Origin of the sequence: Sporanaerobacter sp. PP17-6a (genome assembly GCF_900095615.1) — a bacterium.
Taxonomy (GTDB): domain Bacteria; phylum Bacillota; class Clostridia; order Tissierellales; family Acidilutibacteraceae; genus Acidilutibacter; species Acidilutibacter cellobiosedens.
On record NZ_FMIF01000040.1, the window covers coordinates 15092 to 40261 of the forward strand.

The following is a 25170-nucleotide window of genomic DNA, read 5'->3' on the forward strand; positions in this document are numbered from 1 at the left end:
AATTAATGGATGATAGAGACTCCCCCATTAGATATTACTCAGGATATAATAGAAAACCGCCCAGAAGAGGGGGATTTTTTTCTTATTTTGTTGTGGCTTTAATTGCAGCCGTTATAGGAGGAGTAATTACCGCATATATTGCACCTAATTATTTGTATGGGAATATAATTCCTGTTCCTGATATCTATAAAGCTCAACAAAATATAAGCGTTCCTCAGAATGTGAATATTACGCCTGATTATGATATAACCCCAGTAAGTGCTGTTGTTAAGAAAGGCATGGATAGTGTAGTGGGAATTACCACAGTTGAAGTAGTAAGAGACTTTTTTTGGGCAAGAGAAGTTGAAGGGATAGGTTCAGGGATAATTATTAACAGCAACGGATATATACTTACCAATTCTCATGTTATAGGAGACGGCCAAGCTAAAAAAATAACGGTGCTATTTGAAAATGGCGATAAACAGTCTGGAAATGTATTATGGTATGATCCATCCTTGGACCTTGCCATATTAAAGGTTAATGCTACAGGACTGCCGGAAGCAACTTTAGGGGACTCTGATAATTTAGAGGTAGGACAATTGGCAGTTGCCATAGGAAATCCCTTAGGTTTAGATTTTCAAAGAACTGTAACTTCAGGAATAATAAGTGGTCTTCATAGAACTATTAAAGTTGATTCATCTACTGTAATTGAAGATTTGATACAGACAGATGCATCTATTAATCCTGGGAACAGTGGAGGGCCTCTTCTTAATGAAAAGGGAGAAGTAATTGGAATAAATACAGCTAAAATTCAAACCGCAGAGGGTCTGGGTTTTTCTCTTCCGATAAATTTAGCCAAACCTATACTTGAAGAGGTAATTAAGGAAGGTGATTACCAGACAGTTTATATGGGAATAACGGGAGTTGAGGTAGAGAGATATGAAAATCAGCTGGGAATAGATTTAAATGTGGATTCGGGTCTAATAATATTAGAAGTATCCTCTAACTCTCCAGGGAGCAAAGCAGGACTGAAAAATGGAGATGTGCTTATAAAAATAGATAATCAAACTGTAGAAAACATGAATCAATTGAGAAAGCTATTGTATAAATATAAAAAAAATGATAAAGCTACTCTTACAATAATAAGAGATGGAAAAGAAATAAAAAAAGAGATAAAGTTTACTAAGTTAAAATAGATTATTAAAATTTGATTCTAAGAGTGAGACGAAGGAGACTTTTCTAAATATAATAATGAAGGATGGGAGATGATTTTGTGTACGTAGTATGTAATGAGCATTTAGAAATTGCCATAGATGAGTTTATTGAAATTTATGAACAATCTCCTGACATATACGAACTTGATAAAGTCAGTTTTACGGACTGGCAAAGTCCCCATGCTTGTTATTATTGCGACAGACTGCCTAAATATCTGGTGGTATAAAGATAGTAACTCCATCTTAAAATGATGGAGCTTTATTTTTTATTTTGGACATTATAATAAAAGTTTAGTATTATATTAGTATAGTTTATATTAAGGTAGAATAGATTTTCCCTATGGGTTATAATAAAATTGTGAATTTCGTGATAAATTATTAGGTATAGTAATTAATATCAAGGAGGAAAAATATGAGATTGCTTTTAGTTAATGATGATGGAATTAATGCTGAAGGAATTCAAACATTGGCCAAGGAATTGGAGAAAGAATATGAGTTGACCATAGTTGCACCCGATGATCAGAGAAGTGCTTCGGGTCATTCTATAACTTTGAGAAAGCCTATTGTTGTGAAGAGAGTAAAAATTGAAGGAATTAAATCAGAAACTTATACTATATCTGGTACTCCGGCTGACTGCGTGAGAGTAGCCTTGGATAAAATAGTTAAAGATCCTTTGGATTTGGTTGTTTCGGGAATTAACGTAGGAGTTAATTTAGGCGCGGATGTTCTTTATTCCGGCACGGTTTCTGCTGCCATTGAAGCTAATATGTATAAAATTCCCTCTATTGCGACATCTGCGCAGGTTAAAGATAACCATGGTAACTTTCAAGCAGCGGCAAAATACACAAGTAGAATAATTAGGAATATAGGAGATAGATTGATTGAGCATAATTTAGTCTTAAATATTAATACTCCTAATATTGAAGATGAGAAAATTAAAGGAATAAAGGTTTGCAGAATTGGTGGAGTTATTTATGATTATTATGTTGAAGAAAAGGACGAAAATGAAGAAAAATTTGTTATCCAAACTGAAGGAAGAGATGAGAAGAAATCAAGTATAGGCAACGATACGGACAGATACTACGTAAAAGAAGGCTATGTGACGGTTACTCCCATTACTTATGATTTAACTAACTTTGGATTATTGGGAGAAGTAGAAAGCTGGTTTTAAGAGAAATATGAATATACAAATAATAGCAGTGGGTAAAGTCAGAGAAAAATTTCTTCAAGAAGGCATTCAAGAATATTCTAAACGCCTTTCTGGATACTGTAATCTTAAGATAACGGAAATAGATGATGAGAAAATACCTAAAAAGTTAAGTGAGAAGGAAATAAAAGCAATTAAAGACAGAGAAGGCGATAGAATATTAAATAAAATTTCAAATAGTTCCTATATAATTTCTTTAGCAATACAAGGGCAAAATATTTCCAGTGAAGAATTTTCGAAGAAAATCGATGATATCTTATCGGATGGTAAGAGCAGCATTATATTTATTATAGGAGGTTCTTTGGGCTTATCTGAAAAAGTGCTGGAGAAAAGCGACTTTAAACTTTCTTTTTCTAAGATGACATTTCCTCATCAATTGATGAGGCTAATATTATTGGAACAAATATATAGAGGAATGAAAATAAGCAAAGGGGAAGTTTACCATAAATGAACTAAATTTTGCTGATGAAAAAATATTAACAATTTTATTTTAATTTGTTTTTTATTTTTGATGAACAATTACGAGAGGATTGTTACATATGAAGAATATAGATGAACTTAATGAAAACTTGATAAAAGAAGTTTTAAAAGGGAAGAAGAACTACATATCCTTGGGAAATGATGAACTTGGTCGGAATAAAGTGATGCTTTTGCCGGATTATAATATCATACTAAAGTTATACGGCAAAAAAGAGAGATGGGAAAGGGAAATAGCCTCATTAAAATATATGGAGTCAAAGACATTAATGACACCAATAGTCAAAAGGTATGGAATAAGTAGCGATGGGAAACCTTGGGTTATGATGACAAGGCTTGAGGGACAAACGTTGGAAAATGTATTAGAAGAAATGAATGAGATTCAGAATGAAAACTTATTATATCAACTTGGAGAATACCAGGCCTATTATCATGAGATGTGCAGATTGAGCTATTTCGGAGATTGGGATATTAACCAAAGAATTTTAAATAGAGGTTCTTCTTACAGAGAGTTTACAATTGATAAAAATAGAAAATATGCCGAAAGAACAATATCGAAAAATCATCCTGATACAGAATTATTCAAGGAATCCTATAATAAATTAATCGATTTTGAAAGATATATCGATGAGCCTACATCTTTTTCTTTATGCCATAATGATTTTAGTGAAAGAAATATTTTAGTAAAAAAAAATAGTAAAAACACATGGGAAATAAGTGGTATAGTAGATTTTGAGATGAGCTATCCTAATGATCCCGAATCTGATTTGGCCAGGATGTTGATTTATAATTATTTTAAAAGTTCTAAGAACAGCTATTTGAATGGATATACAAGTCATAGGAAAGTAACTAAGAATTTTTATGAAAAGAATATATATTATCTTTTAGCATTATGTTTGGAAGTAAGTAGTTGGGCATTTAAAAGTGCACCGGATTATTATAATTTAGCTAAAAATGTTTTAACGGATTTAATAAATAGAACTTTATAGGAAAGCAAAAAAGCTGTGTATACCGATTAAGGTGTAGCAGCTATAACTTTTCTAAAACATTAAACATGGATATAATGGATGCTAATGTATTCACAGTACCATGCAACATCCAGCTTGATATAATAGAACCATCTGAATATCTTTCATTAATATATCCCATGAGATATCCTGATATTCCCGTAATAACAGTAATGATAAAAGCCCAAAATATTCCGACTGTTGAAAAGAACATTATTCCGTGCATTAATCCAAACAACAGCCCTTGTAATGTATTTCCGGTATTAAAGCAGATATGCCTTTCCCAGAAAATCTTGATGTTGCCATTTTATCCGATCCTACAAATGCTATAATAACAAGTGATGGAATAAATATTAGGATTGTTCCTGCAAATATTAGAATATACCTCTTTTTATTTTTAATAGATATTTTTTTCAAACCTATCCATTGAAAAAACGAAATATTTTTTCTTAAAGTAATAGCCCACCAAATAAAAGGTATTGCTGAAAATAATATTGCCTGTACCAAAGAACTAATAAATAAATTTAGTATATTCATCATATGCCTCCCATAAAAGACTATTTTTATATTACAGTTAAATATATCATAACTTTCCATAAAAGAAATACTAAAAACAACATTCTTTTTTGTAAATTTTACAATTGTTCATATAATAGAAAAAATGTATAATAAAAATAATTTAAACAAGCTTGTATTTTGACATGACAAACAGTAATTTAATATTAAATTGGCTATTAAATGAAAAATATTGAAGAAGGATATAATAATTAAATAAAGATTAAGTCCAATGAGAAGCAGGAGTGGTGTATATGAAAAAAATAGCCTTAATAACCGTTGATTCAAAAGTTATGAATTCTTTTATGAAACAATTAAATGAAGTTTTTAAAGGTGAAGTTGTAATCGATTCATTTAAATTTGACCTTAATGGGGAAAACGAGTTTAATTTATCTGCATATGATCTTATAGTATGTTCCAGTAAAGCTATATTTAAAGATGTGGAAAAATTAGTTCCTCCGGGCAAGAAAATTGTAGTAGTGAGGAGAGCCATAAACCTGGATAAGCTTAATGAAGTCATGAAAATAAAAGTGGGAGAAAAAGTTCTGTTAGTCAGCAACCATCCTTATACGGCTGAAGAAACCATAAAGCTTTTAAGAGAACTCGGTATTGATTATTTAGAGTATATACCTTATTACCCTGGCTGCAAAGTTGAAGATGCCAAAATAGCAATTACTCCTGGAGGAAGCCATTTGGTTCCCGGTGGAGTTAAAAAAGTAATAGATTTAGGCGTGAAAATTATAGATATATCTTCGTTAGTTGAAATATTTTTTAATCTTGGCTTGCCTCTTGAGGAAACTAACTTGTTGACAGCCAGGTATGCGAAAGAAATTTTAAGGCATAACAAATATATCAGCGAAATTAATAGCATTTTAAAAACGGTTATTGATGTCATTAATGAGGGAATAGTGGTAATGGATATATCAGGGAACATATTATTCTTTAATGAGGGTTCCAAAAGGATATTGGATATAGAAAATGACTTTAATTTGAAAAATATTTCTGAATTATCTGTTGAAAGAAAAAATGCAGAGATGTTTCTTAATATGAAAGAATATTGTAATGAGATTATAAAAATTGGTTCAAAAAAGGTCATGTTTAACAAAAGACTTCTCAAATCTGAGGACAATGCAAATGGAATAGTGCTGAGCTTAAATGATATAACACGTATTCAAAGATTAGAATATGAAATAAGAAAAAATAATAGAAAAAAAGGCTTTATATCGAAATATACTTTTGATGACCTGGTGGGAGTAAATGAAAATCTTATAAATGCCATTAATATTGCAAAAAAGATTGCCAAAACGGATTTGACAGTTCTTATACAAGGAGAAAATGGAACTGGGAAAGAAATATTTGCTCAGGCTATACATAATGAATCGAAAAGAAAAGATGGTCCCTTTGTGGCCGTTAATTTTTCCTCATTATCCGAAACTCTTGCCCAAACTGAACTTTTTGGATATGAAGAAGGTTCTTTTACAGGCTCGAAAAAGGGAGGGAAATCCGGTTTGTTTGAATATGCCCATAATGGAACTTTATTTATTGATGAAATAGGGGACATTTCTCCAAATATACAAGTTCAGTTACTTAGGGTTCTGCAGGAAAAAGAAATAATGAGGCTGGGCGGAAACGGAGTTATTCCTGTAGATGTAAGAATTATAGCCGCAACCAATAAAAATCTGAAAAAGCTTGTTGAAGAAGGAAAATTCAGAAAGGATTTATACTACAGAATAAAAGTCCTTAGCTTTAGAGTGCCACCTTTGCGAGAGAGAAAGCAGGATATACCATATCTTGTTAAATATTTTTTTAAAAAAGACGGAAGTAAAAAGCATTTAACTAAAGAAGTATTAGACTTGTTTAATAAACATTCTTGGCCGGGAAATGTTAGAGAACTTGAAAATATGGTATATTATATCGAAAACATAGTAGAGCATGATGAAGTCGTTATAGGTGATTTATCTGATGAGTTTATCGAAGAAGTCCGTAATGGCGAAGAGGATAATAGTGAATTTATTTATATATTAGACTTACTTAAAGAAAAAGAATGGGCTGAGGACTGTAAATATATTTTAGAAGAATTACTTAAATATAAAAGTTTAAATAAAAAAGTCGGAAGAAATAGAATATTTAAAAACTTAAAAAATAAAGGAAGGGATATTACTGATGATAAAGTAAGGATAAGAATGAAATATTTAGAAAATAGCGGATTGATTTCAATAGGGAAAACCAAAGAAGGCAGTACTATAACTGAAAAAGGAAAGGAATTCCTAAATTTCATTAAATAAAAATCATAACAAAAAAATATATAAGACCAATACTTCCATATTGGCCTTATATATTTTTTTGTTTATGAAAGATGAAATATTTTAAAGGTTTATATATTCTTTAATAGATAGAGCAATTTTTTTAGTTTTTATAAATATATAGGGGAGGAATTAGATAATTATTTATGTAAAATCCCCTTAATGAGAACCTAAATATTTAAACATAAAATTGAGAAAACGTATTCTGAATAGTCAGAAAAAATGAACGAATATACTGACAATTTTTATTACAAAAAATATAACCACTATTTTAACATATATAGATTGGTCAATAAATATATTTTTTATATTATAGGATACGATTGGCATGATTCATGCTTATTATCTTATTTCAATAAATTATGAATAGATATTAAGAGCTTTATGAAGGAGGGAATAAAATGAGTGATAATTTATTATCCGTAAATTCACTCAGCGTAGGATTTAAAAAGGACAAGAAGATAATCAATGTATTAGATAGAGTTTCTTTTAATATGAAAAAAGGTGAAATATTAGGAATAGTAGGAGAATCCGGATGCGGCAAAAGCCTTACATCTTTGTCCATTATGAAATTACTCCCTCAAAATGCGGTTATAACGGAAGGAGAAATTAATTTTAAGGGTAAGGATATAGTTAAGTGCCCAATGGATGAAATTATAAATATTAGGGGAGAAAAAATAGCTATGATATTTCAGGAACCGATGACATCATTAAATCCTGTATATAGAATTGGGGATCAAATATGTGAAATGCTAATGCTCCATAAAAAAATCAAGAAGAAGGAGGCAATGGATATAGTTATAGAAAGGTTAAAACTTGTTTCTATTCCCTCCCCTGAAAAAGTAATTTATCAGTATCCTCATGAATTATCAGGAGGAATGAGACAGAGGATCATGATAGCAATGGCTATGGTCTGTTCTCCTCAGCTTTTAATTGCGGATGAACCTACTACGGCTCTTGACGTTACAATACAATCTCAAATTCTCCATTTAATGAAAAATCTGAAAGACAGATTGTCTTCCTCTGTACTTCTTATAACTCATGATTTGGGCGTCATAGCAGAAATGTGTACCGATGTTGTGGTGATGTATGCTGGAAGAACCGTAGAAAGTGCTAATGTATATGATTTATTTAAAAATCCGGCCCATCCTTATACGGTTGGACTTTTAAGGTCTTTACCCACAATTAATGAAAATAGAAAAAGATTATATACAATACCGGGAACAGTCCCTTCACCGGAAGAATTCTCTCGCGGATGTAGGTTTGCCTGTAGATGTGAATTTGTTCAGGATAAATGCTTTAATGAACCGCCGACCTATGTAGATTTGGGGAATGATCATAAAGTTTCCTGTTGGATGAAAATCAGTTGAAGGTAGGTGGAATTTATGGAAAAAATACTTGAAGTCAAAAATTTGAAAAAATATTTTCCTATAAAGAAAGGGATGTTTGGAAGAATTTCAGGAAATATCAAAGCCGTTGATGATATTTCTTTTGACCTTTACAAAGGTGAAACTCTTGGAGTTGTGGGAGAAAGCGGATCGGGAAAATCCACTGCAGGAAGGAGTATATTAAGGCTTATTGAGCCTACTTCGGGACAAATAATATATAGAAACAAAGATATTACGAAGATGGAAGGAGAAAACCTGAGAAAGATAAGACGAGACATGCAGATGATATTTCAGGATCCCTATGCATCTTTAAATCCAAGAATGTCTGTTGGTGACTGCATAATAGAACCTATGAATGAACATAAGTTATTTGATAAAAACAGTAGAAAAAGAATGGCTGAAGAAATATTGGATAAAGTCGGATTAGACCAAAATTATTTTTATAGATATCCTCATGAATTTAGCGGAGGACAAAGACAGAGGATTGGAATTGCGAGAGCATTAGCGTTAAATCCGGAAATAATAATTGCGGATGAGCCTGTATCAGCTTTAGATGTTTCAGTACAATCTCAGATATTAAATCTTTTTAATGATTTAAAGGATGAATTAGGCCTTACTTATATATTTATTGCTCATGATCTTAGTATTGTTAAGTATCTCAGTGACCGAATATTAGTAATGTATCTGGGTGAAATAATGGAATTTGCTTCAAAGGATGATATATTTAACAATTCTATGCATCCTTATACGAAGGCATTGATATCTGCTATACCAATACCTGATCCTACTTTTAAAGGAGATAAAATAATACTGAAGGGAGATATACCAAGTCCCAGTAATCCTCCTAAAGGTTGTAAGTTTAGTACAAGGTGTCCTGAATGCATGGATATATGTAGAGAAGTTCACCCGAAGTTAAAAAATTACGATGGACATTTAATACGATGCCATATTTATTCTAAAGGGGAGGGAGAAAATTGCTGAGGTATATTAGAAAGAGACTTTTTAAAGGATTTATAACTTTTTTTATATCAGTTAGTTTGACTTTCCTTATTTTACGGTTGATGCCTGGAGATCCTACTACAATGCTTATAGATCCAAGGATGACTGAGGAAGCAAGATTAAGACTCTTGCAAGACTTTGGTCTTGACAAACCGCTGACAGTTCAATACTTTTTATATCTTAAACATCTTGTTCATGGAGATTTAGGGATGTCCTTTATATATAAACAGCCCGTATCGAAAATTATAATGAGCAGATTACCATGGACATTAATATTAATGATTGCTTCTCAAATAATAACAATGTTTATAGGAATACCATTGGGAATCTATTCGGGATATAAAAAGGGAAGCATATTTGATCAAATTGTGAATGCAATTACAATACTGGGTGTATCCATATTTGTTCCATGGCTAAGCATATCCTTACTATATTTATTTGGATACAAAATACCTATATTCCCTATAGGAGGAGCATTTACTCCGGGGTTAGGCGGAAAGGAATTATATGTAGATATAATAAAGCACATGGTACTTCCTGTTCTTACTCTCACATTGATTAACTTGGCAAACTATGTTCTTTATTCCAGGGCAAGCATAGTGGATATAATGAGTGAAGATTATATAAGGACAGCTCGGTCCAAGGGAATGAAAGAAAGAAGAACCATATGGAAACATGCAGCAAGGAATGCGATGATTCCTACTGTAACTGTTGCGGGAATGCTCTTTGGAAGCATGGTTGGAGGAGCTGTCCTTACAGAGACAGTATATGCTTATCCGGGAGTAGGAAGAATGATATATGATGCAGTTGGCCAGCAGGACTTTCCAGTTCTTCAGGGCGCGTTTATTGTACTTGCCTTTAGTGTAATAATGATGAATATAATTGCTGATATTGTATGTGCATATTTAGACCCAAGAATTAAGTTGGAGTAGGAGGTAAAGAGATGGAATGTATAAAGGAAAAAAAGATCAAAGGATTTTCTTCAAAGAAAAGTGGCAACTGGAAAAAGACTTTGAAGATATTCTTTAAACATAAAATAGGAGTAATAGGATTTATAGGTGTTATGATTGTCTTTATGGTTGCAATACTTGCTCCTTATATAGCTGAGCCTGCAGAAGGTTATGGAAATGCTGAGGATATACTTCTTTCCCCCTCTCCTCAACATATATTTGGAACTGATTCAATGGGCTTGGATATTTTTTCCGAAGTTGTATGGGGAGCAAGATCTTCAATAAAAGTTGGGTTTATTGCAGTTATTGTTTCAATATTCATCGGAGTTCCCATAGGCCTTGTTTCAGGATATTTTAAAGGCCCTATATCTACTGTGGCTATGGGAATTACCGACATTTTCCTTACCATTCCTGTACTTCCGCTGATGATAATAATAGCGGCCGTAGTGGGGAATGGAATTAATAAAGTGGCAGTTGTTATAGGATTATTCAGTTGGCCTTCATTGGCCCGAATTACGAAAGCTGCTACGTTAGAGGTTTCAAATATGCAATATATTGAAGCAGCAAAATCTCTGGGAATAAGAACACGAAGAATATTGATAAAACATGTCTTGGTTAATGCAAGTGCGCCTATATTAGTTAATTTGACTCTAATAATTGCTACATCAATATTGACGGAGTCAGGACTCAGCTTTCTTGGGCTGGGGGATCCCATTACATGGAGCTGGGGGAGAATATTACAGAATGCTCATAGAAGTGGAGCTTTTGTATCGGCTTGGTGGTTTTCCCTTTTTCCAAGTTTGGCTATAATGTTTTTCGTAATATCATTTAATTTTCTGGGAATGGGAATAAGAGAAGCGTTGAATCCAAAGTTAAGAGAAAGATAGAGTAAAAAAGGAGATGATTTGGTGGGCATACCTGTAAATGAAATAAAACAACGAAAAGAGAAAATAGTTAAATATCTGAATGATAATTTATTAGATGCTTTTATGATATTAGATCCTTACAATATTTTTTATATGGGATTTTATCATGTTGTGACTGAAAGACCTGTTGCATATATTATTTATTCAGACGGAAAGGTTGAATTATTTGTTCCTATGCTTGAGAAAGATGAAGCAACCCGAGTTCCTAATGTTGATAGTGTAAAAACATATTTTGAATATCCCGGTAAGAAGGGCGTATTTGAATTTATTGGAGAAGAATTAAAATTTGGTAACAACACAAAAAAAATTGGAGTAGATAATACCGACTTCAAATTATTTAAGAAATTATCAGGAGTATTTGAGGAAGTAAAAGTTTCAGATGTAATTTATGATATGAGAATAATAAAATCTCCCTATGAAATAGAATTATTGAAATCTGCGGGATATTATTCTGATTATGCAGTATCTGCAGGTTTTGAGGCATTAAAATTGGGCGTATCGGAACTTGAGATATTAAGTGAATTAGAAAAGAAGACCACAGAAAAAATGATTGATGAACTTGATGAAGTGATATATGTGCCAGGAGGACCCGTTGGAGCATTGCTGCCTACAGGATGGCGGACTGCACTACCTCATGGACTTCCTTCCAATAGAAAGGTCGAAAAAGGAGATACAGTAATGCTTAGTTGTGGCGCTAATGTAAAGGGGTACAGAACTGAAACCGAAAGAACTTGTTTTGTAGGAGAGCCTTCAAAGGATAAAATAAAAGCATTTAATGTAATATATCAAGCTCAAAAGTTAGCTACAACCATGATGGTTCCCGGAAAATCCTGCAGTGAAATAGATAGAACTGTAATGGACTTCATTAGGGAAAATGGATATGGGGATTATATAAGGCATAGAACCGGTCACGGCAAAGGCCTTGGCGAACACGAGACTCCCTGGGTTGATGAAGGAGATCCTACAATTATCAAACCGGGAATGGTGTTGTCCAGTGAACCGGGAATATATATAGAAGGTCTCTCCGGGTTTAGACATTCTGATACAGTTGCTGTAACAGATGGAGAACCTTTATTGCTTACGAAATACAGCAAAAAATTAGAAGATTTAATTGTATATGTATGATGGGAGGTAAAAATAGTGAAAGTCTTGTATATTGTACCGGGAACTCTTTCCCAAACGGAATTGGGTACCGAAGAACTTAACAGAAGGTTGGGGATTTTAAGGAAAATAGCACCGCCGGATATGAAAGTGGATATCGGAGAAGTAGATGAAGGACCGGACTCTATTGAATCCTTTTATGATGAATATTTGTCTATACCTGGAGTAATTAAGGGAATTGCCAAAGCTGAGAATGATGGATATGACGGAGTCGTTTTAGGATGTTTCGGAGATCCCGGTATTATTGCAGCACGGGAAATGGTAGATATACCTGTAGTAGGTCCCGGGGAAGTATCTATACATGCTGCTGCAATGTTAGGAGATAAGTTTTCCATAATCGGAGTAGGAAGTGAATTTAATTATGGTTATATAAAGCAGGTAAGAGATGCGGGATTGGAAAGCAGATTAGTTTCCATAAAAAGTTCAAACCTTACGGTAATGGATGTCAATACCAATTATGAAGAATCTAAAAGAATAATATTAAAACTTTGCAGGGAAGCAGTGGAAAAAGACGGAGCAGATTCCCTCCTTTTGGGCTGTATGTCTATGGCATTTATGGATATAAGCGAAGAACTTAGTTCAGAACTCGATATCCCTGTGGTAAATGCCGCAAAAGTTTCTCTTTATAATTTATATTCCTTAATTAAATCGAAATTATTTTTTAGTCCCAAGACTTACGGTGCTGTTAAGGGATTTCCCAGGAGGCGATAAGAATGAAATATGATTTGATTATAAAGAACGGTTTTATAGTGGATGGTTCCGGTAATCCGGGATTTTATGGAGATGTAGGTATTAAAAACGGAAAAATTATAAAAGTGGGAAGTACTGTTTCGGGAGATGCCGATAAAATCATTGATGCTGAAGGAAATCTTGTGTCTCCCGGGTTTATTGATCCTCATGTCCATGAAGAGCTTATAGTGTTGAATGATAATAAATTTGAAGTTTTCTTGAAACAGGGAGTAACGACGATTATTAGTGGGAATTGCGGTCATTCCATAACTCCCTATAGTTCAAGCAATATATATGAATATATGTATAAGAACGGACTGATTGCTCAAGAAACCGTTGAAAAATACAATAGAGATAATCCCAAATGGAACAATTTTTCCGAATATGCTGATTGCGTAACCAGAAAAGGCACAAACATAAATATGGGTTTCTTATTGGGTCATGGAACTATCAGATGGAGTGTTATGGGCGGTTCAAAGGATAGGAAGCCCACTCTCGAAGAAGGAAAAGAAATAGAAAGATTAGTAAGAGAAGGGATGGAGCAGGGTGCCTTTGGGATATCGACAGGTCTTTCCTATATACCAAGCAGATATGCGGATACGGAGGAGCTAATAGAAGTCGCAAAGATTATAAAAGAATACGATGGTATATATGCATCTCATATCAGGTATTATTTAGGAGTTAAAGAAGCAGTAAAAGAAGCAATAAAAATTGGACAAGAATCGGGAGTAAGAGTTCAGGTGTCCCATTTGACTCCTACAGTTCCTGAAGCCTTTGATTTAATCCTTGAGGCAAGGAACAATAAGGTAGAAATAGCTGCTGATACTATTCCCAGAAGTACGGGACATTGTACAAGAAAAGACAGACTTATACAATTTATTATGGCAACATCGTCAAAACTGTTTGATTTGGGAATTGAAGGTGTAAAAGCTGCCTTGAAGACGGAAGAAGGAAGAAAAGAAATCATGAAAGATGAATCCCTGTTTGGAGAAGATAAGAGCAACATCATAATTATAAATACTGATAATCCGGAATTGGAGAATAGAAGCGTTAAGGATATAGCTGCAGAAAAAGGGATAGATTCCGATGATTTGGTTTTGGATCTCTTGGCAGATGACAATGATAACATCACATTTTGGTTGGGAGGCCCTGTAAGGGGAGATTTTCCATATAAGACTCACGAAAAAAATATTCTTGACAACCCTTTAGTAATGGTTGGTTCAGATACAATATTTGGCGAAGTAGACGATCCCTATGCATGGTATGAGCTTCAAAGAAGAGGAGCCTTTCCAATATTCTTTAATATGTATTTAGAAGGAGGCATTAAAATAGAAGAAATAGTAAAAAGAGTGACAAGTCTGCCTGCTCAGCAGTTCAGGATCAAGAATAAGGGATTGTTAACGGAAGGTAAGGATGCTGATATCTCTATAATAAATATAGGTAAATATTATTATCCCAATCCTGATGAGATAGATTATAAGGATCCTTTAAAAACTGCCGACGGTGTGGAATATGTTATTGTAAACGGTAAAATAGCATTAAATAAAGGTAAAGTACTGGAATCATATCCAGGTAAAGTAATATTAAAAAATGAGGAGGAGATTAAAATATGAAAAAATTAGTTGCACTTTTGTTGATACTTGTAATGATATTTTCTATAACTGCTTGTTCTAAAGATAACAGTCCGCCTGATACTGAGGGCTCTGAAAATGGGGGACAAGCAGAAAGCAAATTTGGAGGAGAATTGAAAGTAGGTATAACTACGGATGTAGATATGCTTAATCCTTTAGTATCTAATGACAGGGTAGGATCATGGATTCTTAACAACATCTATCCTACTTTAATGATAATGAATGAAAAGGCAGAGAAAGTACCGTATATTGCTGAAAGTATAACCACTTCTGAAGATGGCAAAACAGTTACGGTTAAGCTCAAAGACGGATTGAAATGGCAGGATGGAGAGCCTCTTACGTCAGCAGATGTGAAATTTACAGGAGATATATTGTATGAGTATAAATTACAATGGCAGGCAGATGTGTTTGATCAAGTTGTATCAGTTAAAACTCCAGATGATTTGACAATAGTTTATCAGCTGAAGCAACCTTACCCCGGCTTTATTACGACTCTCGGATTTTGGCAGAGAATAGTGCCGAAACATATTTGGGAAAAAGTAGAGGATCCTAAAACTTATGCAAATGAACAACCTGTAGGGTTAGGGCCTTATAAACTTTCATCCTATGAAAAGGGTCAATATTATACTTTAGAAAGAGTGGATGAATGGTTTGGTTCCCCGGAAGGGAAACCATATCTTGATAAAGTTACTTTCAGAATATATCCGGACATAAACACAATGGTACTTGCATTAAAAACAGGTGAAATAGATTTGACTGCCAAGGATATTCCTCATTCTGCTGCTGCAGAATTATCAAACAATAAAGATTTTACTGTAGCTAAGACACCGAGCTTAGGATACGTGTATATAGGGTTTAACTATACGAATGAATTCTTAAAGGATAATGCAGTAAGAAAAGCAATTTCGGAAGCAATTGATCGTGAAAAAATCATTACTATGGCCTTAGAAGGTGATGGCATGACAATGCCGGGACCAATTTCGCCGGTATATAAAGAATATCAAAAAGATGAATTTGTATTACCTCAGTTTGATGTGGAAACGTCTAAGAAAACACTATCTGATGCAGGGTATAAGGATTCGGACGGAGATGGAATATTAAACTCTCCATCAGGTAAAAATGTATCTCTTGAACTTATGTATGATGGTAATGACATGTATTTGGATAAGACGGCACAAATATTGGTATCAAATTTAAAGGATGTAGGAATTGAATTGAAATTAAAACCTCTTGAAAAATCAACTTACAGCGATCTTGTATTTAATCAAAAGAAATTTGATATTAACTTGGGCGGCTGGGGAATAATCGAAGATGTGTTTGATAGCATGTATACACTGTTCCATTCAACAGCTCAGCTTAACTTCATGGGCCTCAACAATCCTAAACTGGATGAATATATGGAAGGATCAAAATTTGCTGCGACTCAAGCAGATATTGATAAGAATATGGATTTATTCCAGGAAGAATTTATCAAGGAAGTTCCAGTTGTTCCTTTATATGTTCAGGAGTATAATTTTGCATATTCCAATGCCTTTGATGGTTTTAAGTTATTCCCAAGTGATTTAAAAGGACTTGTGGATCCTCAGTCACTTTGTCAGGTATATAAAAAGTAGATATAAAAAACAACAAGGAGGAAGGATAAATGGGTATTAAGTCAGCATACAAGGGTTACAAGGCATACGACTACCTTGGACCTGAAGACTATAAACACTTTGAGCTTTGTGACGGACTAAACAGAGTTGAAGAATATTTGGTGCCTCTTTCGGAAGATGAGGAAAAAAGGGTAAAAAAACTTGCAAAAGATCTTATCATTATATCTTTACATGAACATCCGGTGTTATTTCCAAAGGATTTAACCAAATTAGATGAATACGCCAGAGAAGGAAGAGAAAGAGCTGCTTATGAAGCCTTATCTCATTCTTATTTGGATGCCGTATTTGATAATATGATGGACGGTACATGTACAATAACATCTAAAAGCGGATGGAAATGGGACGAAGTGCTTTATGACTTAGGAATAAGGCTTTGCGACCTTGCCCACCAGGATTTTGTAATAAGGTGTGAAAAAGTAGATGATATAATTAGGGCTCATAGAGAAGGAAAAATAGCTCTTATACCAAGTATTGAAGGAGCCGCCATGATAGAAAACGAGCTTGATAGAATAGATATACTCTATGGATTTGGGGTTAGGCTCATGGGAGTTGCATATAGTGAAGCTAACGGTTTGGGTTCCGGGCTTAAAGAGGATCGAGACGGAGGATTGACTGCTTTTGGAAAGCGAGCAGTGGAGAGAATGAATAAGGTTGGAATAGCCATAGATTGTTCTCACTGCGGAGTGCAGACTACTCTTGATGTAATTGAGGCAAGCCAAAAACCCATATTTTTAACTCATGTAGGGGCAAGAGCTTTATGGGAGAGCAGAAGGTTATTTCCGGATGAAGTATTAAAAGCATGTGCTGAAAAGGGCGGAGTAATAGGAATTGAAGCGGCACCTCATACTACCTTAACTTATAACAACAGGGAACACTCCATAGTTTCCTTTATGGAGCATTTTGAATATGTAAAGAATCTTGTGGGAGTTGATCATGTAGCCTTTGGGCCGGATACTCTATATGGAGATCATGTTGGGCTTCATCATGCCTATGCGGGTCATCTGTCAACAAAGAGTACTCAAGGCACTCATGACTATAATGAAGTAGAATATGTAAAAGGGTTAGAAAATCCTACGGAAACTTCAAAAAATATTTTAAGGTGGTTGGTTAAGGAAAATTATTCTGACAGTGATATTGAGAAAATACTTTCTGGAAATATTTTGAGAGCCCTTAATGAAGTGTGGATATAGATTAGTAATATGATTTTTATGAAATTAGGAATAGAGGTATAATTGCTTCTATTCCTAATTGTTTTTAACGTATAAATTTGGAGGTGAAATGATTGAATGTAAAGGAAGCGATAACTAACAGAATGAGCATAAGGTCATTTACTAAAGGAGAAGTGTCAAATGAGATGATCTTGGAAATTTTAAGAGCAGGCAATTGTGCGCCTACAGCAGGAAATATTCAGCCTTGGGAATTTATTATTGTTAGAGAGCATTTAACAAAAAAGGAAATAGTAAATACGACATTTCTTGGAAAAGATGAACAAAAAGGTATTCCTCAGAAATGGATGCTTTTAGCACCGATTTTTATAGTAATATGCGCAGATGTTGACAGATCATATAATAAATATGGAGAGAAATCGTTGAAGACATTAATATATCTTGATTGTTCAGCATGTATAGAAAATATGCTTATAACAATAGTCGATTTGAACCTTGGAAGTTGTTATGTTTCCGGATTTAGAGAAAAGGAGTTATCACAAATTTTAAAATTGCCGGCAAATGTTATTCCCATAGGGATTTTACCTGTGGGATATCCCAATGGTATGTCTATAAAGAGACCTAAAATAGATGTTGAATCAAAAATACATTATGAGTGGTATAATAAAAAATAATAATGAGGAAGAACATTGGTATATCTGAATTAAAGAGGAGGAATGGTATTGAAATTATTAAAACTGAAGGGAATAATTGACGGAAAATCCGACAATTTAATAGAAAAGGATTGCATACTTATAGAAGGCGAAAGAATTGAACATGTAGGAACAATTGATGATTTTGGACAATTGGATGATGTTCAAGTAATGGACTTAAGGAATTACTATGCCATGGCAGGTATGATAGACTGTCATACTCATCTGTCTGTAATACCGGAACTTGGTGACCAGATAGGACAATTGAAGATACCGGCTTCTCGAAATATATTAAGAAGTTTGAATAATATCAAAGCTGATTTTAAGGCAGGAACAACTACTATGAGAGTGATGGGAGAAGAAAATTATATAGATATCGAAATAAAAAACGCAATTAATGAAGGATTGATAAACGGACCTTCAATACTTGCATCCGGCATAGGTTTGACATCTATTAACGGACACGGGTATGCTCTTACATCGACGGATGGGTTGGAAGAGATAAGAAAAAGGGCAAGAATAAATTTTCATAAAGGGGCAGATCAACTGAAAATATTTGTTACAGGGGGAGTAAGCAGTGAAGGAAGTGTGTTAAACAAATCCAGTTATTCTCTTGAGGAAATTGAAACTGCCGTATATGAAAGTGAAAGAGCAGGTAAATATGTTTGTGCACATGCCCATGGGGGAGAAGGAATTGATTTGTGCATTAAAGCGGGAGTTAAAAGTATAGAGCATGGAACACTGTTGACGGATAAACAGATTGAAAAAATGATAAAAAATAATATGTGGCTTACAATAACTTCCTTTATAATATTTTCCGATAAAGGAGTGGGATATGGAGACAGAAATAATTCTAAGATACGAGAAAAATTGGAAAAAGTCCGAGATATAGCAAAAGAAAATTACAGCAGAATAGTAAGTTCAGGGATTAATTTTGTTTTAGGTACGGACAGTATGCATGGCTGCCTGCCTGAGGAGGTAAAATTTGTTACAGATTTGGGAGTTTCAAATATAGAGGGAATCAAAGCAGTAACCGGCAGAGCCGCAGAGGCTTGCGGGATAGATGAAATAGGGACAATAGAAAAAGGAAAAATTGCGGACTTGATTATATTGAAAAGAAATCCTGTTGAGGATATTGAAGCATTAAAAGAAATATTTTTAATTATTAAAAAAGGTAAAATAGTAGAAGATTACTTATAACTTATGAAATGAGCCTAACTTATAAACAGTTGGGCTCATTTCATTTTTAAAATATGAATCCTTTCATATTAAAATAAAAAAATATAAAATATATGTAATGGAATGAAAGATTGTACGTATTAACATATGTAACAAGGAACAAAATTACTTAGCTAAGTAAAAAGTTTAGGAGGATTTTAAAGAGATGCAACAATCCGTTTTAGCTAATACTTTAAATAATAGGGAAATGAAAGAGAAATTGTGTGAAGAGAGAGATTTTGAATATATCTTTGAAACCTATTATAAAAGGGTTTACAACTATATATACTACAGAATTAATTGTAAATGCTCAGCAGAAGATTTAACAAGTCAGGTGTTTGAAAAGGTGATGATCAAGATAGATACATATTCTGAAAAGAAATCACCCTTTGAAACATGGCTATTTTCAATAGCGAGAAATATAGTAAATGATTATTTTAGAAGTCTTAAAAGACACAAGTTTTTTTCTCTTGATTCTATAAAAGAACTGATATCGATGGAAAGATAATAACTGAATCTGATGAAGTTAATAATAGAGAAGATAACTATATGATAGTTAAGGATCAAGAAAAATTAAATGATTATACCTGCTTTAAGGTTATTCTTCCGCAGTATTTGCCGGAAGGCTACGAATTTGACAGGGCAGAATTCTATAAAGGTGAAAACGGAGTTGTAAAAGACAGCAAATATATCGATCTATATTTTGTCAATAAGGAAACGGGGAAACAGATTTTTATGCAGCAGAGGTTTGCCGATGAAGAAACCGCTTATTCAATGTCTACTGGTGATAAGATAGAAAAAGTGAAGATCAATGGAGTAGATGCTGTAATCTCCGATGGAGGAAATATTGATTGGGAAAATAACGGAGTGCTTTATTCAATGCATATGCATGGAAAAGATATCTCAAGAAGTGAAATAATAAAAGCTGCGGAATCTGTTAAATAGTAAACAATAAAAAACCTATGGGATGGTTGATCCCGTAGGTTTTTTTGTTATTTACATAGTAAATTCGTTAAATGTTGTGTATAATGTAAGTATGATTAGTAAACTTCTTTTTAAGAGGTGTTTTTTGATGATAGATATAGCATTATTAGGCTGCGGAGGCAGTATGCCCATACCGAACAGGTATCTTTCTTCGGTTCTTATGAATTATAACGGAGAAAAAATTTTGGTGGACTGCGGAGAAGGAACTCAGGTATCCATGAAAATATTAAAATGGGGTTTTAAAACTATTGGCACCATATGTATAAGCCACGGTCATGGGGACCATATAATAGGGCTTCCTGGACTTCTTGCAACCATAGGAAACAGCGGAAGAACGGAGCCTATGACCATAATAGGTCCGGAAGGAATAACCCATATAATAAATGGCTTAAGAACCGTAGTTCCTTATTTACCCTATAAAATAAACATAATAGAAAATCCTGACGGAAAATTAAATATTATTAAAGATATGACAATCGAGGTATTAAAATTAGATCATTCGTCTCCATGTATAGGATACAGCTTTTATATAAAAAGAAAACCGAAATTTGAACCGGAGAGAGCGATAAAAAACGAAATTCCGAAGAATCTGTGGAAAATTCTCCAAGATGGGGAAACTGCAATTTACAACGATAAAGTATACGAACCCAATATGGTTCTGGGCAAGAAGAGGAAAGGAATTAAAATAAGCTATATTACTGATACAAGACCAATTGATGCTATACCTGATTTTATACGGGAAAGTGACTTGTTTATATGTGAAGGAAGTTATGGAGATAAAGAGGATTTGGAAAAGGCCATAAAGAATAAACATATGACTTTTGAAGAGGCAGCCAAATTAGCACTTAGGGGAAACGTGAAAGAGCTTTTGCTCACTCACTTTAATCCTTCCATGAGTGAACCGGAATTATATAAATATAATGCGGAATCTGTTTTCCCCAATTCTATAATAGGGTATGACAGGCTGACAAGAACTTTAAAATTTTCGGAAGATGATTGATTTTTAGGAAAGAATATTATTTTCGATTTTAATAAATGGGAGAAAAAATATGACAATAGCTTTGAAAAAATATAAAAAAGATTATAGTTATTCTTATGCCCTGGGAGAGTTTCCCACTATCGAATTAATTAATTCAAAACCGGATAAGGCCATTAAAGTATTGGTAAATTCAAATTATAAAGGAAGTAAAGGGCAGCCGGATATATATGATTTTTGTAAGGATAAGGATATACAAACTGAAACAAACGATAAATTTTTTACAAGAATAAGCCCTAAGGAAAATTGTTATGTTATAGGAATATTTGAAAAATATGATTTATTTTTGCAAGAAGATAAATCCCATATTGTATTAGTAAATCCAAGTAATATGGGTAATATGGGAACAATCATCAGAACTATGGTAGGGTTTGGAATAAATAACTTAGCAATTGTAAGTCCGGGGGTTGATATATTCGATCCTAAAGTTATAAGGGCATCTATGGGTGCATTTTTTAAACTAAACTTTAAATATTATAATTCCTTTGACGAATATAAAAATTCTTTTCCCGGCCATCATATATATACATTTATGCTTAACGGAGCTTCAACAATAAAGGATATAAAGCATAATGCCGATCAGAAATTTTCCTTGGTTTTTGGAAATGAGGCTAAAGGTTTGGATGATAGTTTTTTAAAGGAAGGGACAAGTGTTGTCATAAAGCATACTAATAATATAGATTCTTTGAATCTTCCCATTGCAGTTGGAATTGCAATATATGAGTTTTCAAAGAAAAATATTTATTGAGAGTTTTTTCTTTGACTTATTCACTATAAAGTAATAAGATATATTTAAAATTGAATAGGACAGTTCGTAACCATCCTGTCTCTAAACAAAACTAAGGAACCAAAAGATTATTTTATGATCTTTTATTTTTGTTTATAAGGCGGAAGCGCCTTTTTTTTATTGTTTAATTAAGGAGGAGAAAAATGAAAATTAAATCGAATACTCAAAAAATAGCTATATCGGGAGTTTTTATGGCCCTTTATATCGTGCTCATGTACTTTACTCAGAATTTTGCCTTCGGCCAATATCAGATCAGGATAGCAACATCCCTTTATGCTTTTGCCGGAGTGTATCCTTTCCTTATACTGCCTATGGGAATAGGAAATATGGTAAGTAATATGATTATGGGAGGATTAGGAATATTTGATATAATAGGAGGGCTAATAGTTGGGATTGTTACTACATCGGGAATTTATATGATTAAACGTTTTAATTTAAATGATTGGTTTATAGCCCTTCCCATAATATTTGGTCCGGGGCTAATTGTGCCTATATGGCTTTCCTTTATACTGAACGTACCTTATAAAATATTGGCGGTAAGTTTATGTACAGGTCAGGTTATTCCGTCAATAGTCGGAGTTATAATGGTTAAAGAATTTAAAAAGAGATTAAAATAATGAGGGAGTTGATATAAATGAGCGAAAGAAGTGAAAAGGAGTTAAAGGATATAAAATTGCTGGGGAATCAAGGAATTAAATATAAATACGATTATGACCCGTCAGTATTAGAGACATTTGAAAATAAGCACCAAGGGAATGATTATTTTGTAAAGTTTAATTGCCCGGAATTTACAAGCGTTTGTCCCAAAACAGGACAGCCGGATTTTGCTACTATATATATTTCCTACGTTCCTGGAAAGTTAATGGTTGAAAGCAAATCTTTAAAACTCTATTTTTTCAGTTTTAGAAATCATGGAGATTTTCATGAAGACTGTATTAACATGATAATGAAAGATTTGATAAACTTACTTGATCCAAAATATATTGAGGTATGGGGAAAATTCACACCAAGAGGCGGAATATCCATTGATCCCTATTGTAATTATGGAAGAAAGGGAACTAAATGGGAAGAGGTAGCGGAAAAGAGACTATTCTATCATGACATGTATCCTGAAAAGGTAGACAACAGATAGGAATCTTGTTTTTATTACTGTTTTGAGATAAACTAATAGTAGGCTGGATTAAAAACAAGAGGTGAATAGAATATCGTGAAGAATAAAGAGGAAGGACTAGCGGGACAAGGGTGTGAAATATTGGTTCCCTTTAGTGAAAGAAAACCGTTAGTTGAAATAGAACGAAGCATAATTAAAAAGTACAGAAAATATTTATGGAGCAAATTTATAAAAGCTATTAAAGAATTTGATTTAATCAAAGATGGAGATAAAATCGCGGTAGCTGTTTCCGGAGGGAAAGACAGTATGCTTATGGCTAAATTGTTCCAGGAACTGAGACGAAACGGAAACGCTAATTTTGAATTGAAATTTATAGCAATGGACCCGGGATATCATCCGGATATAAAAAAATTATTAATAGATAATTGTAAATATTTAAATATACCAATAGATTTATTTGAATCAGACATATTTAAAATAACCGATAAAATAGCTAAGGATTATCCCTGCTATATGTGCGCGAGAATGAGGAGGGGAGCATTATATAGAAGAGCAAGTGAACTGGGATGTAATAAATTAGCTTTGGGACATCATTTCAATGATGTTATAGAAACCATTATGTTAAATGTTTTATGTTCGGGGAATTTTAAAACAATGCTTCCCAAACTTAAATCAAGAAATTATGAGGGAATGGAACTCATAAGGCCCATGTACTATATAGAGGAAAAATATATAAAAAGGTTTATCCAGAATAGCGGAATATGGCCCTTAAACTGTGCTTGTATGGTGGCTGCCAAAAGGACGGGAAATAAGCGTTATGAAATAAAAGAATTAATTGAGCATCTTAAAGAAAACTACAAAAATGCAGATATTTCTATATTTAAAGCAGCACAAAACGTGAATATGGATTGTATATTAGGATGGAAAAAAGGCGAAAAGAAATATTCATATCTGGATTTTTATGATGAGGATTAGCTTTCTCATGAGCGGAAAGAGGAGGTGAAATAAATAGGAACTACATTGGAAGATAAGGTATTTTACGGGAATAATATTACTGCAATAAAGAAATGTGAAGATTGTACTGTATATAAAATGAAAGATGCCACAGGGGAAGGCGCTATGACTTGTTATATGATATTTCCAGGCATCGATTTGAGAGCTTTAATTAAGATAGGGATTAGTTAGTTTTAGCTAACCAATCCCTATAATTTTATATTTATCTTGCAACCCATCCTCCGTCAATAAGAATAGGTGTTCCATGGATGAAATCCGAATCATCACTTGCAAGGAATAATGCTAACTTTGCGATTTCTTCGGGATATCCGTATCTTCCGGCGGGAACGGATTTTATCGCTTCCATAACAGGGGCATCATCGTTTTTCAATATTTCTTCTGTCATTCTTGTCTTTATGGCTCCGGGGCATATGGCATTTGCTCTTATTCCCAGTTTTCCATAATCATAAGCGATCTGTTTCGTCAACCCTATTACTCCATGTTTGGAAGAAGTGTAAGCTGCCCCGCCTCCTCCGGATACAAACCCTGCAATTGAAGATAAATTGATTATTACTCCTTTTTTCTCCTTTAGCATGTAGGGAATTGCATATTTGGAGCATAAAAATGGGCCTTTTAGATTTACTCCTATTATTCTGTTCCATAATTCTTCTGATGTATCTACTACTGGAGTATAATCGTCAAGTATTCCCGCATTATTTACTAATATATCTATTTTTCCAAACTTATCTATAGTTTTTTCTATCATTTGTTTTACGTCTTCGGATTTTGAAACATCAGCTTTTACTGCTACAGCTTCTCCTCCATCTTTTATTATTTCATCAACGATGGCTCCGGCTTCTTGTGAACTACGAGAATAGTTCACTACTACTTTCGCACCTTCTTTAGCGAATTCCTTGGCTATTGCTTTGCCCATACCTGCAGCAGCTCCGGTAACTATTGCTACCTTATTATTTAATTTCATATCTTGCCCTCCTCATTGTTATA

28 protein-coding genes are annotated in these 25170 nt (G+C 33.6%); 25 read left to right on the forward strand and 3 right to left on the reverse strand.

Annotation, left to right across the window (positions count from 1 at the left end):
* The first annotated feature begins 5 nt into the window (after positions 1 to 5).
* The 5 genes from htrA to PP176A_RS14605 all read left to right on the forward strand — a co-directional run bounded on the left by htrA (position 6) and on the right by PP176A_RS14605 (position 3866).
* Complete coding sequence (htrA, locus tag PP176A_RS14585; RefSeq protein ID WP_071141204.1) at positions 6 to 1175, forward strand: serine protease HtrA; 1170 nt, start codon at positions 6 to 8, stop codon at positions 1173 to 1175.
* A 77-nt stretch (positions 1176 to 1252) separates the two neighbouring features.
* The gene (locus tag PP176A_RS14590; protein ID WP_071141230.1) at positions 1253 to 1420 is read left to right on the forward strand and encodes a CxxH/CxxC protein; all 168 of its coding nucleotides are present in this window, start codon (positions 1253 to 1255) and stop codon (positions 1418 to 1420) included.
* Positions 1421 to 1605: 185 nt separating this feature from the next.
* Positions 1606 to 2364: a 5'/3'-nucleotidase SurE gene (gene surE, locus PP176A_RS14595; protein ID WP_071141205.1), complete on the forward strand. Its 759-nt coding sequence runs from the start codon at positions 1606 to 1608 to the stop codon at positions 2362 to 2364.
* Between the two features lie 7 nt (positions 2365 to 2371).
* Positions 2372 to 2851, forward strand: coding sequence for a 23S rRNA (pseudouridine(1915)-N(3))-methyltransferase RlmH (gene rlmH / locus PP176A_RS14600; protein WP_071141206.1), 480 nt, complete (start codon positions 2372 to 2374; stop codon positions 2849 to 2851).
* An 88-nt stretch (positions 2852 to 2939) separates the two neighbouring features.
* Entirely contained in the window at positions 2940 to 3866 is a 927-nt protein-coding gene (locus PP176A_RS14605; RefSeq protein ID WP_071141207.1) for a phosphotransferase family protein, read from the forward strand.
* A 40-nt stretch (positions 3867 to 3906) separates the two neighbouring features.
* Here the strand turns inward: PP176A_RS14605 and PP176A_RS14610 are convergent, their stop codons facing one another.
* Together PP176A_RS14610 and PP176A_RS14615 are read right to left on the reverse strand one after the other, a co-directional pair.
* Positions 3907 to 4122 (reverse strand): hypothetical protein, encoded by a 216-nt coding sequence (locus tag PP176A_RS14610; protein WP_128753400.1) that lies wholly within the window; start codon positions 4120 to 4122, stop codon positions 3907 to 3909.
* Positions 4110 to 4421: a hypothetical protein gene (locus tag PP176A_RS14615; protein WP_071141209.1), complete on the reverse strand. Its 312-nt coding sequence runs from the start codon at positions 4419 to 4421 to the stop codon at positions 4110 to 4112. Before PP176A_RS14615 ends, PP176A_RS14610 begins: the two co-directional genes overlap by 13 nt.
* A 272-nt stretch (positions 4422 to 4693) precedes the next feature.
* Here PP176A_RS14615 and PP176A_RS14620 point away from each other — a divergent pair, with 272 nt between their 5' ends.
* The 20 genes from PP176A_RS14620 to PP176A_RS16280 all read left to right on the forward strand — a co-directional run bounded on the left by PP176A_RS14620 (position 4694) and on the right by PP176A_RS16280 (position 24357).
* Complete coding sequence (locus PP176A_RS14620) at positions 4694 to 6724, forward strand: sigma 54-interacting transcriptional regulator (RefSeq protein ID WP_071141210.1); 2031 nt, start codon at positions 4694 to 4696, stop codon at positions 6722 to 6724.
* Between the two features lie 419 nt (positions 6725 to 7143).
* Entirely contained in the window at positions 7144 to 8112 is a 969-nt protein-coding gene (locus PP176A_RS14625; protein ID WP_071141211.1) for an ABC transporter ATP-binding protein, read from the forward strand.
* 15 nt (positions 8113 to 8127) lie between these two features.
* Complete coding sequence (locus PP176A_RS14630; protein ID WP_071141212.1) at positions 8128 to 9111, forward strand: ABC transporter ATP-binding protein; 984 nt, start codon at positions 8128 to 8130, stop codon at positions 9109 to 9111.
* The gene (locus tag PP176A_RS14635; protein ID WP_071141213.1) at positions 9105 to 10061 is read left to right on the forward strand and encodes an ABC transporter permease; all 957 of its coding nucleotides are present in this window, start codon (positions 9105 to 9107) and stop codon (positions 10059 to 10061) included. Before PP176A_RS14630 ends, PP176A_RS14635 begins: the two co-directional genes overlap by 7 nt.
* Positions 10062 to 10072: 11 nt before the next feature.
* Entirely contained in the window at positions 10073 to 10966 is an 894-nt protein-coding gene (locus PP176A_RS14640; protein WP_071141214.1) for an ABC transporter permease, read from the forward strand.
* A 21-nt stretch (positions 10967 to 10987) separates the two neighbouring features.
* Positions 10988 to 12130, forward strand: coding sequence for a M24 family metallopeptidase (locus PP176A_RS14645; protein ID WP_071141215.1), 1143 nt, complete (start codon positions 10988 to 10990; stop codon positions 12128 to 12130).
* Between the two features lie 15 nt (positions 12131 to 12145).
* Positions 12146 to 12877: an aspartate/glutamate racemase family protein gene (locus PP176A_RS14650; protein ID WP_071141216.1), complete on the forward strand. Its 732-nt coding sequence runs from the start codon at positions 12146 to 12148 to the stop codon at positions 12875 to 12877.
* Positions 12878 to 12879: 2 nt separating this feature from the next.
* A complete protein-coding gene (locus PP176A_RS14655; protein ID WP_071141217.1) occupies positions 12880 to 14508 on the forward strand; it encodes an N-acyl-D-amino-acid deacylase family protein in 1629 nt (542 codons plus the stop codon).
* The gene (locus tag PP176A_RS14660; protein ID WP_071141218.1) at positions 14505 to 16139 is read left to right on the forward strand and encodes an ABC transporter substrate-binding protein; all 1635 of its coding nucleotides are present in this window, start codon (positions 14505 to 14507) and stop codon (positions 16137 to 16139) included. Before PP176A_RS14655 ends, PP176A_RS14660 begins: the two co-directional genes overlap by 4 nt.
* A 29-nt stretch (positions 16140 to 16168) precedes the next feature.
* A complete protein-coding gene (locus PP176A_RS14665; RefSeq protein WP_071141219.1) occupies positions 16169 to 17368 on the forward strand; it encodes a dipeptidase in 1200 nt (399 codons plus the stop codon).
* Between the two features lie 92 nt (positions 17369 to 17460).
* On the forward strand, positions 17461 to 18018 hold the full coding sequence (locus PP176A_RS14670; protein ID WP_071141220.1) for a nitroreductase family protein: 558 nt from the start codon (positions 17461 to 17463) through the stop codon (positions 18016 to 18018).
* 48 nt (positions 18019 to 18066) lie between these two features.
* A complete protein-coding gene (locus tag PP176A_RS14675) occupies positions 18067 to 19236 on the forward strand; it encodes an amidohydrolase family protein (RefSeq protein WP_071141221.1) in 1170 nt (389 codons plus the stop codon).
* Positions 19237 to 19420: 184 nt separating this feature from the next.
* Positions 19421 to 19762 (forward strand): sigma-70 family RNA polymerase sigma factor, encoded by a 342-nt coding sequence (locus PP176A_RS16095; RefSeq protein ID WP_071141222.1) that lies wholly within the window; start codon positions 19421 to 19423, stop codon positions 19760 to 19762.
* 41 nt (positions 19763 to 19803) lie between these two features.
* Positions 19804 to 20199 carry a DUF4367 domain-containing protein gene (locus PP176A_RS16100; RefSeq protein WP_071141223.1) on the forward strand — a complete coding sequence of 132 codons (396 nt, stop codon included), beginning with the start codon at positions 19804 to 19806 and terminating at the stop codon, positions 20197 to 20199.
* 127 nt (positions 20200 to 20326) lie between these two features.
* Positions 20327 to 21238, forward strand: a complete 912-nt coding sequence (locus PP176A_RS14690; RefSeq protein WP_071141224.1) for a ribonuclease Z — start codon at positions 20327 to 20329, stop codon at positions 21236 to 21238.
* 49 nt (positions 21239 to 21287) lie between these two features.
* Positions 21288 to 22022: a TrmH family RNA methyltransferase gene (locus PP176A_RS14695; RefSeq protein ID WP_200796179.1), complete on the forward strand. Its 735-nt coding sequence runs from the start codon at positions 21288 to 21290 to the stop codon at positions 22020 to 22022.
* 182 nt (positions 22023 to 22204) lie between these two features.
* Positions 22205 to 22678 (forward strand): QueT transporter family protein, encoded by a 474-nt coding sequence (locus PP176A_RS14700; protein WP_071141225.1) that lies wholly within the window; start codon positions 22205 to 22207, stop codon positions 22676 to 22678.
* Between the two features lie 17 nt (positions 22679 to 22695).
* Positions 22696 to 23193, forward strand: a complete 498-nt coding sequence (gene queF, locus PP176A_RS14705; protein ID WP_071141226.1) for a preQ(1) synthase — start codon at positions 22696 to 22698, stop codon at positions 23191 to 23193.
* A 117-nt stretch (positions 23194 to 23310) separates the two neighbouring features.
* Complete coding sequence (locus PP176A_RS14710; RefSeq protein ID WP_373419522.1) at positions 23311 to 24147, forward strand: tRNA 2-thiocytidine biosynthesis TtcA family protein; 837 nt, start codon at positions 23311 to 23313, stop codon at positions 24145 to 24147.
* Positions 24148 to 24192: 45 nt separating this feature from the next.
* Positions 24193 to 24357 carry a hypothetical protein gene (locus tag PP176A_RS16280; protein ID WP_159429073.1) on the forward strand — a complete coding sequence of 55 codons (165 nt, stop codon included), beginning with the start codon at positions 24193 to 24195 and terminating at the stop codon, positions 24355 to 24357.
* Positions 24358 to 24388: 31 nt separating this feature from the next.
* On the opposite strand, the gene PP176A_RS14715 is transcribed toward PP176A_RS16280, so the two are convergent.
* Entirely contained in the window at positions 24389 to 25147 is a 759-nt protein-coding gene (locus PP176A_RS14715; RefSeq protein ID WP_071141228.1) for an SDR family NAD(P)-dependent oxidoreductase, read from the reverse strand.
* Positions 25148 to 25170: the final 23 nt, after the last annotated feature.

What these genes read in the sequence shown, in the direction of transcription:
- htrA (WP_071141204.1), top strand. Translation starts at nt 6, where the DNA reads ATGGATGATAGAGACTCCCCCATTAGATATTACTCAGGATATAATAGA.
- surE (WP_071141205.1), top strand. Translation starts at nt 1,606, where the DNA reads ATGAGATTGCTTTTAGTTAATGATGATGGAATTAATGCTGAAGGAATT.
- rlmH (WP_071141206.1), top strand. Translation starts at nt 2,372, where the DNA reads ATGAATATACAAATAATAGCAGTGGGTAAAGTCAGAGAAAAATTTCTT.
- PP176A_RS14605 (WP_071141207.1), top strand. Translation starts at nt 2,940, where the DNA reads ATGAAGAATATAGATGAACTTAATGAAAACTTGATAAAAGAAGTTTTA.
- PP176A_RS14615 (WP_071141209.1), bottom strand. Translation starts at nt 4,421, where the DNA reads ATGAATATACTAAATTTATTTATTAGTTCTTTGGTACAGGCAATATTA.
- PP176A_RS14620 (WP_071141210.1), top strand. Translation starts at nt 4,694, where the DNA reads ATGAAAAAAATAGCCTTAATAACCGTTGATTCAAAAGTTATGAATTCT.
- PP176A_RS14625 (WP_071141211.1), top strand. Translation starts at nt 7,144, where the DNA reads ATGAGTGATAATTTATTATCCGTAAATTCACTCAGCGTAGGATTTAAA.
- PP176A_RS14630 (WP_071141212.1), top strand. Translation starts at nt 8,128, where the DNA reads ATGGAAAAAATACTTGAAGTCAAAAATTTGAAAAAATATTTTCCTATA.
- PP176A_RS14640 (WP_071141214.1), top strand. Translation starts at nt 10,073, where the DNA reads ATGGAATGTATAAAGGAAAAAAAGATCAAAGGATTTTCTTCAAAGAAA.
- PP176A_RS14655 (WP_071141217.1), top strand. Translation starts at nt 12,880, where the DNA reads ATGAAATATGATTTGATTATAAAGAACGGTTTTATAGTGGATGGTTCC.
- PP176A_RS14660 (WP_071141218.1), top strand. Translation starts at nt 14,505, where the DNA reads ATGAAAAAATTAGTTGCACTTTTGTTGATACTTGTAATGATATTTTCT.
- PP176A_RS14665 (WP_071141219.1), top strand. Translation starts at nt 16,169, where the DNA reads ATGGGTATTAAGTCAGCATACAAGGGTTACAAGGCATACGACTACCTT.
- PP176A_RS16095 (WP_071141222.1), top strand. Translation starts at nt 19,421, where the DNA reads ATGCAACAATCCGTTTTAGCTAATACTTTAAATAATAGGGAAATGAAA.
- PP176A_RS16100 (WP_071141223.1), top strand. Translation starts at nt 19,804, where the DNA reads ATGATAGTTAAGGATCAAGAAAAATTAAATGATTATACCTGCTTTAAG.
- PP176A_RS14690 (WP_071141224.1), top strand. Translation starts at nt 20,327, where the DNA reads ATGATAGATATAGCATTATTAGGCTGCGGAGGCAGTATGCCCATACCG.
- PP176A_RS14695 (WP_200796179.1), top strand. Translation starts at nt 21,288, where the DNA reads ATGACAATAGCTTTGAAAAAATATAAAAAAGATTATAGTTATTCTTAT.
- PP176A_RS14700 (WP_071141225.1), top strand. Translation starts at nt 22,205, where the DNA reads ATGAAAATTAAATCGAATACTCAAAAAATAGCTATATCGGGAGTTTTT.
- queF (WP_071141226.1), top strand. Translation starts at nt 22,696, where the DNA reads ATGAGCGAAAGAAGTGAAAAGGAGTTAAAGGATATAAAATTGCTGGGG.
- PP176A_RS14715 (WP_071141228.1), bottom strand. Translation starts at nt 25,147, where the DNA reads ATGAAATTAAATAATAAGGTAGCAATAGTTACCGGAGCTGCTGCAGGT.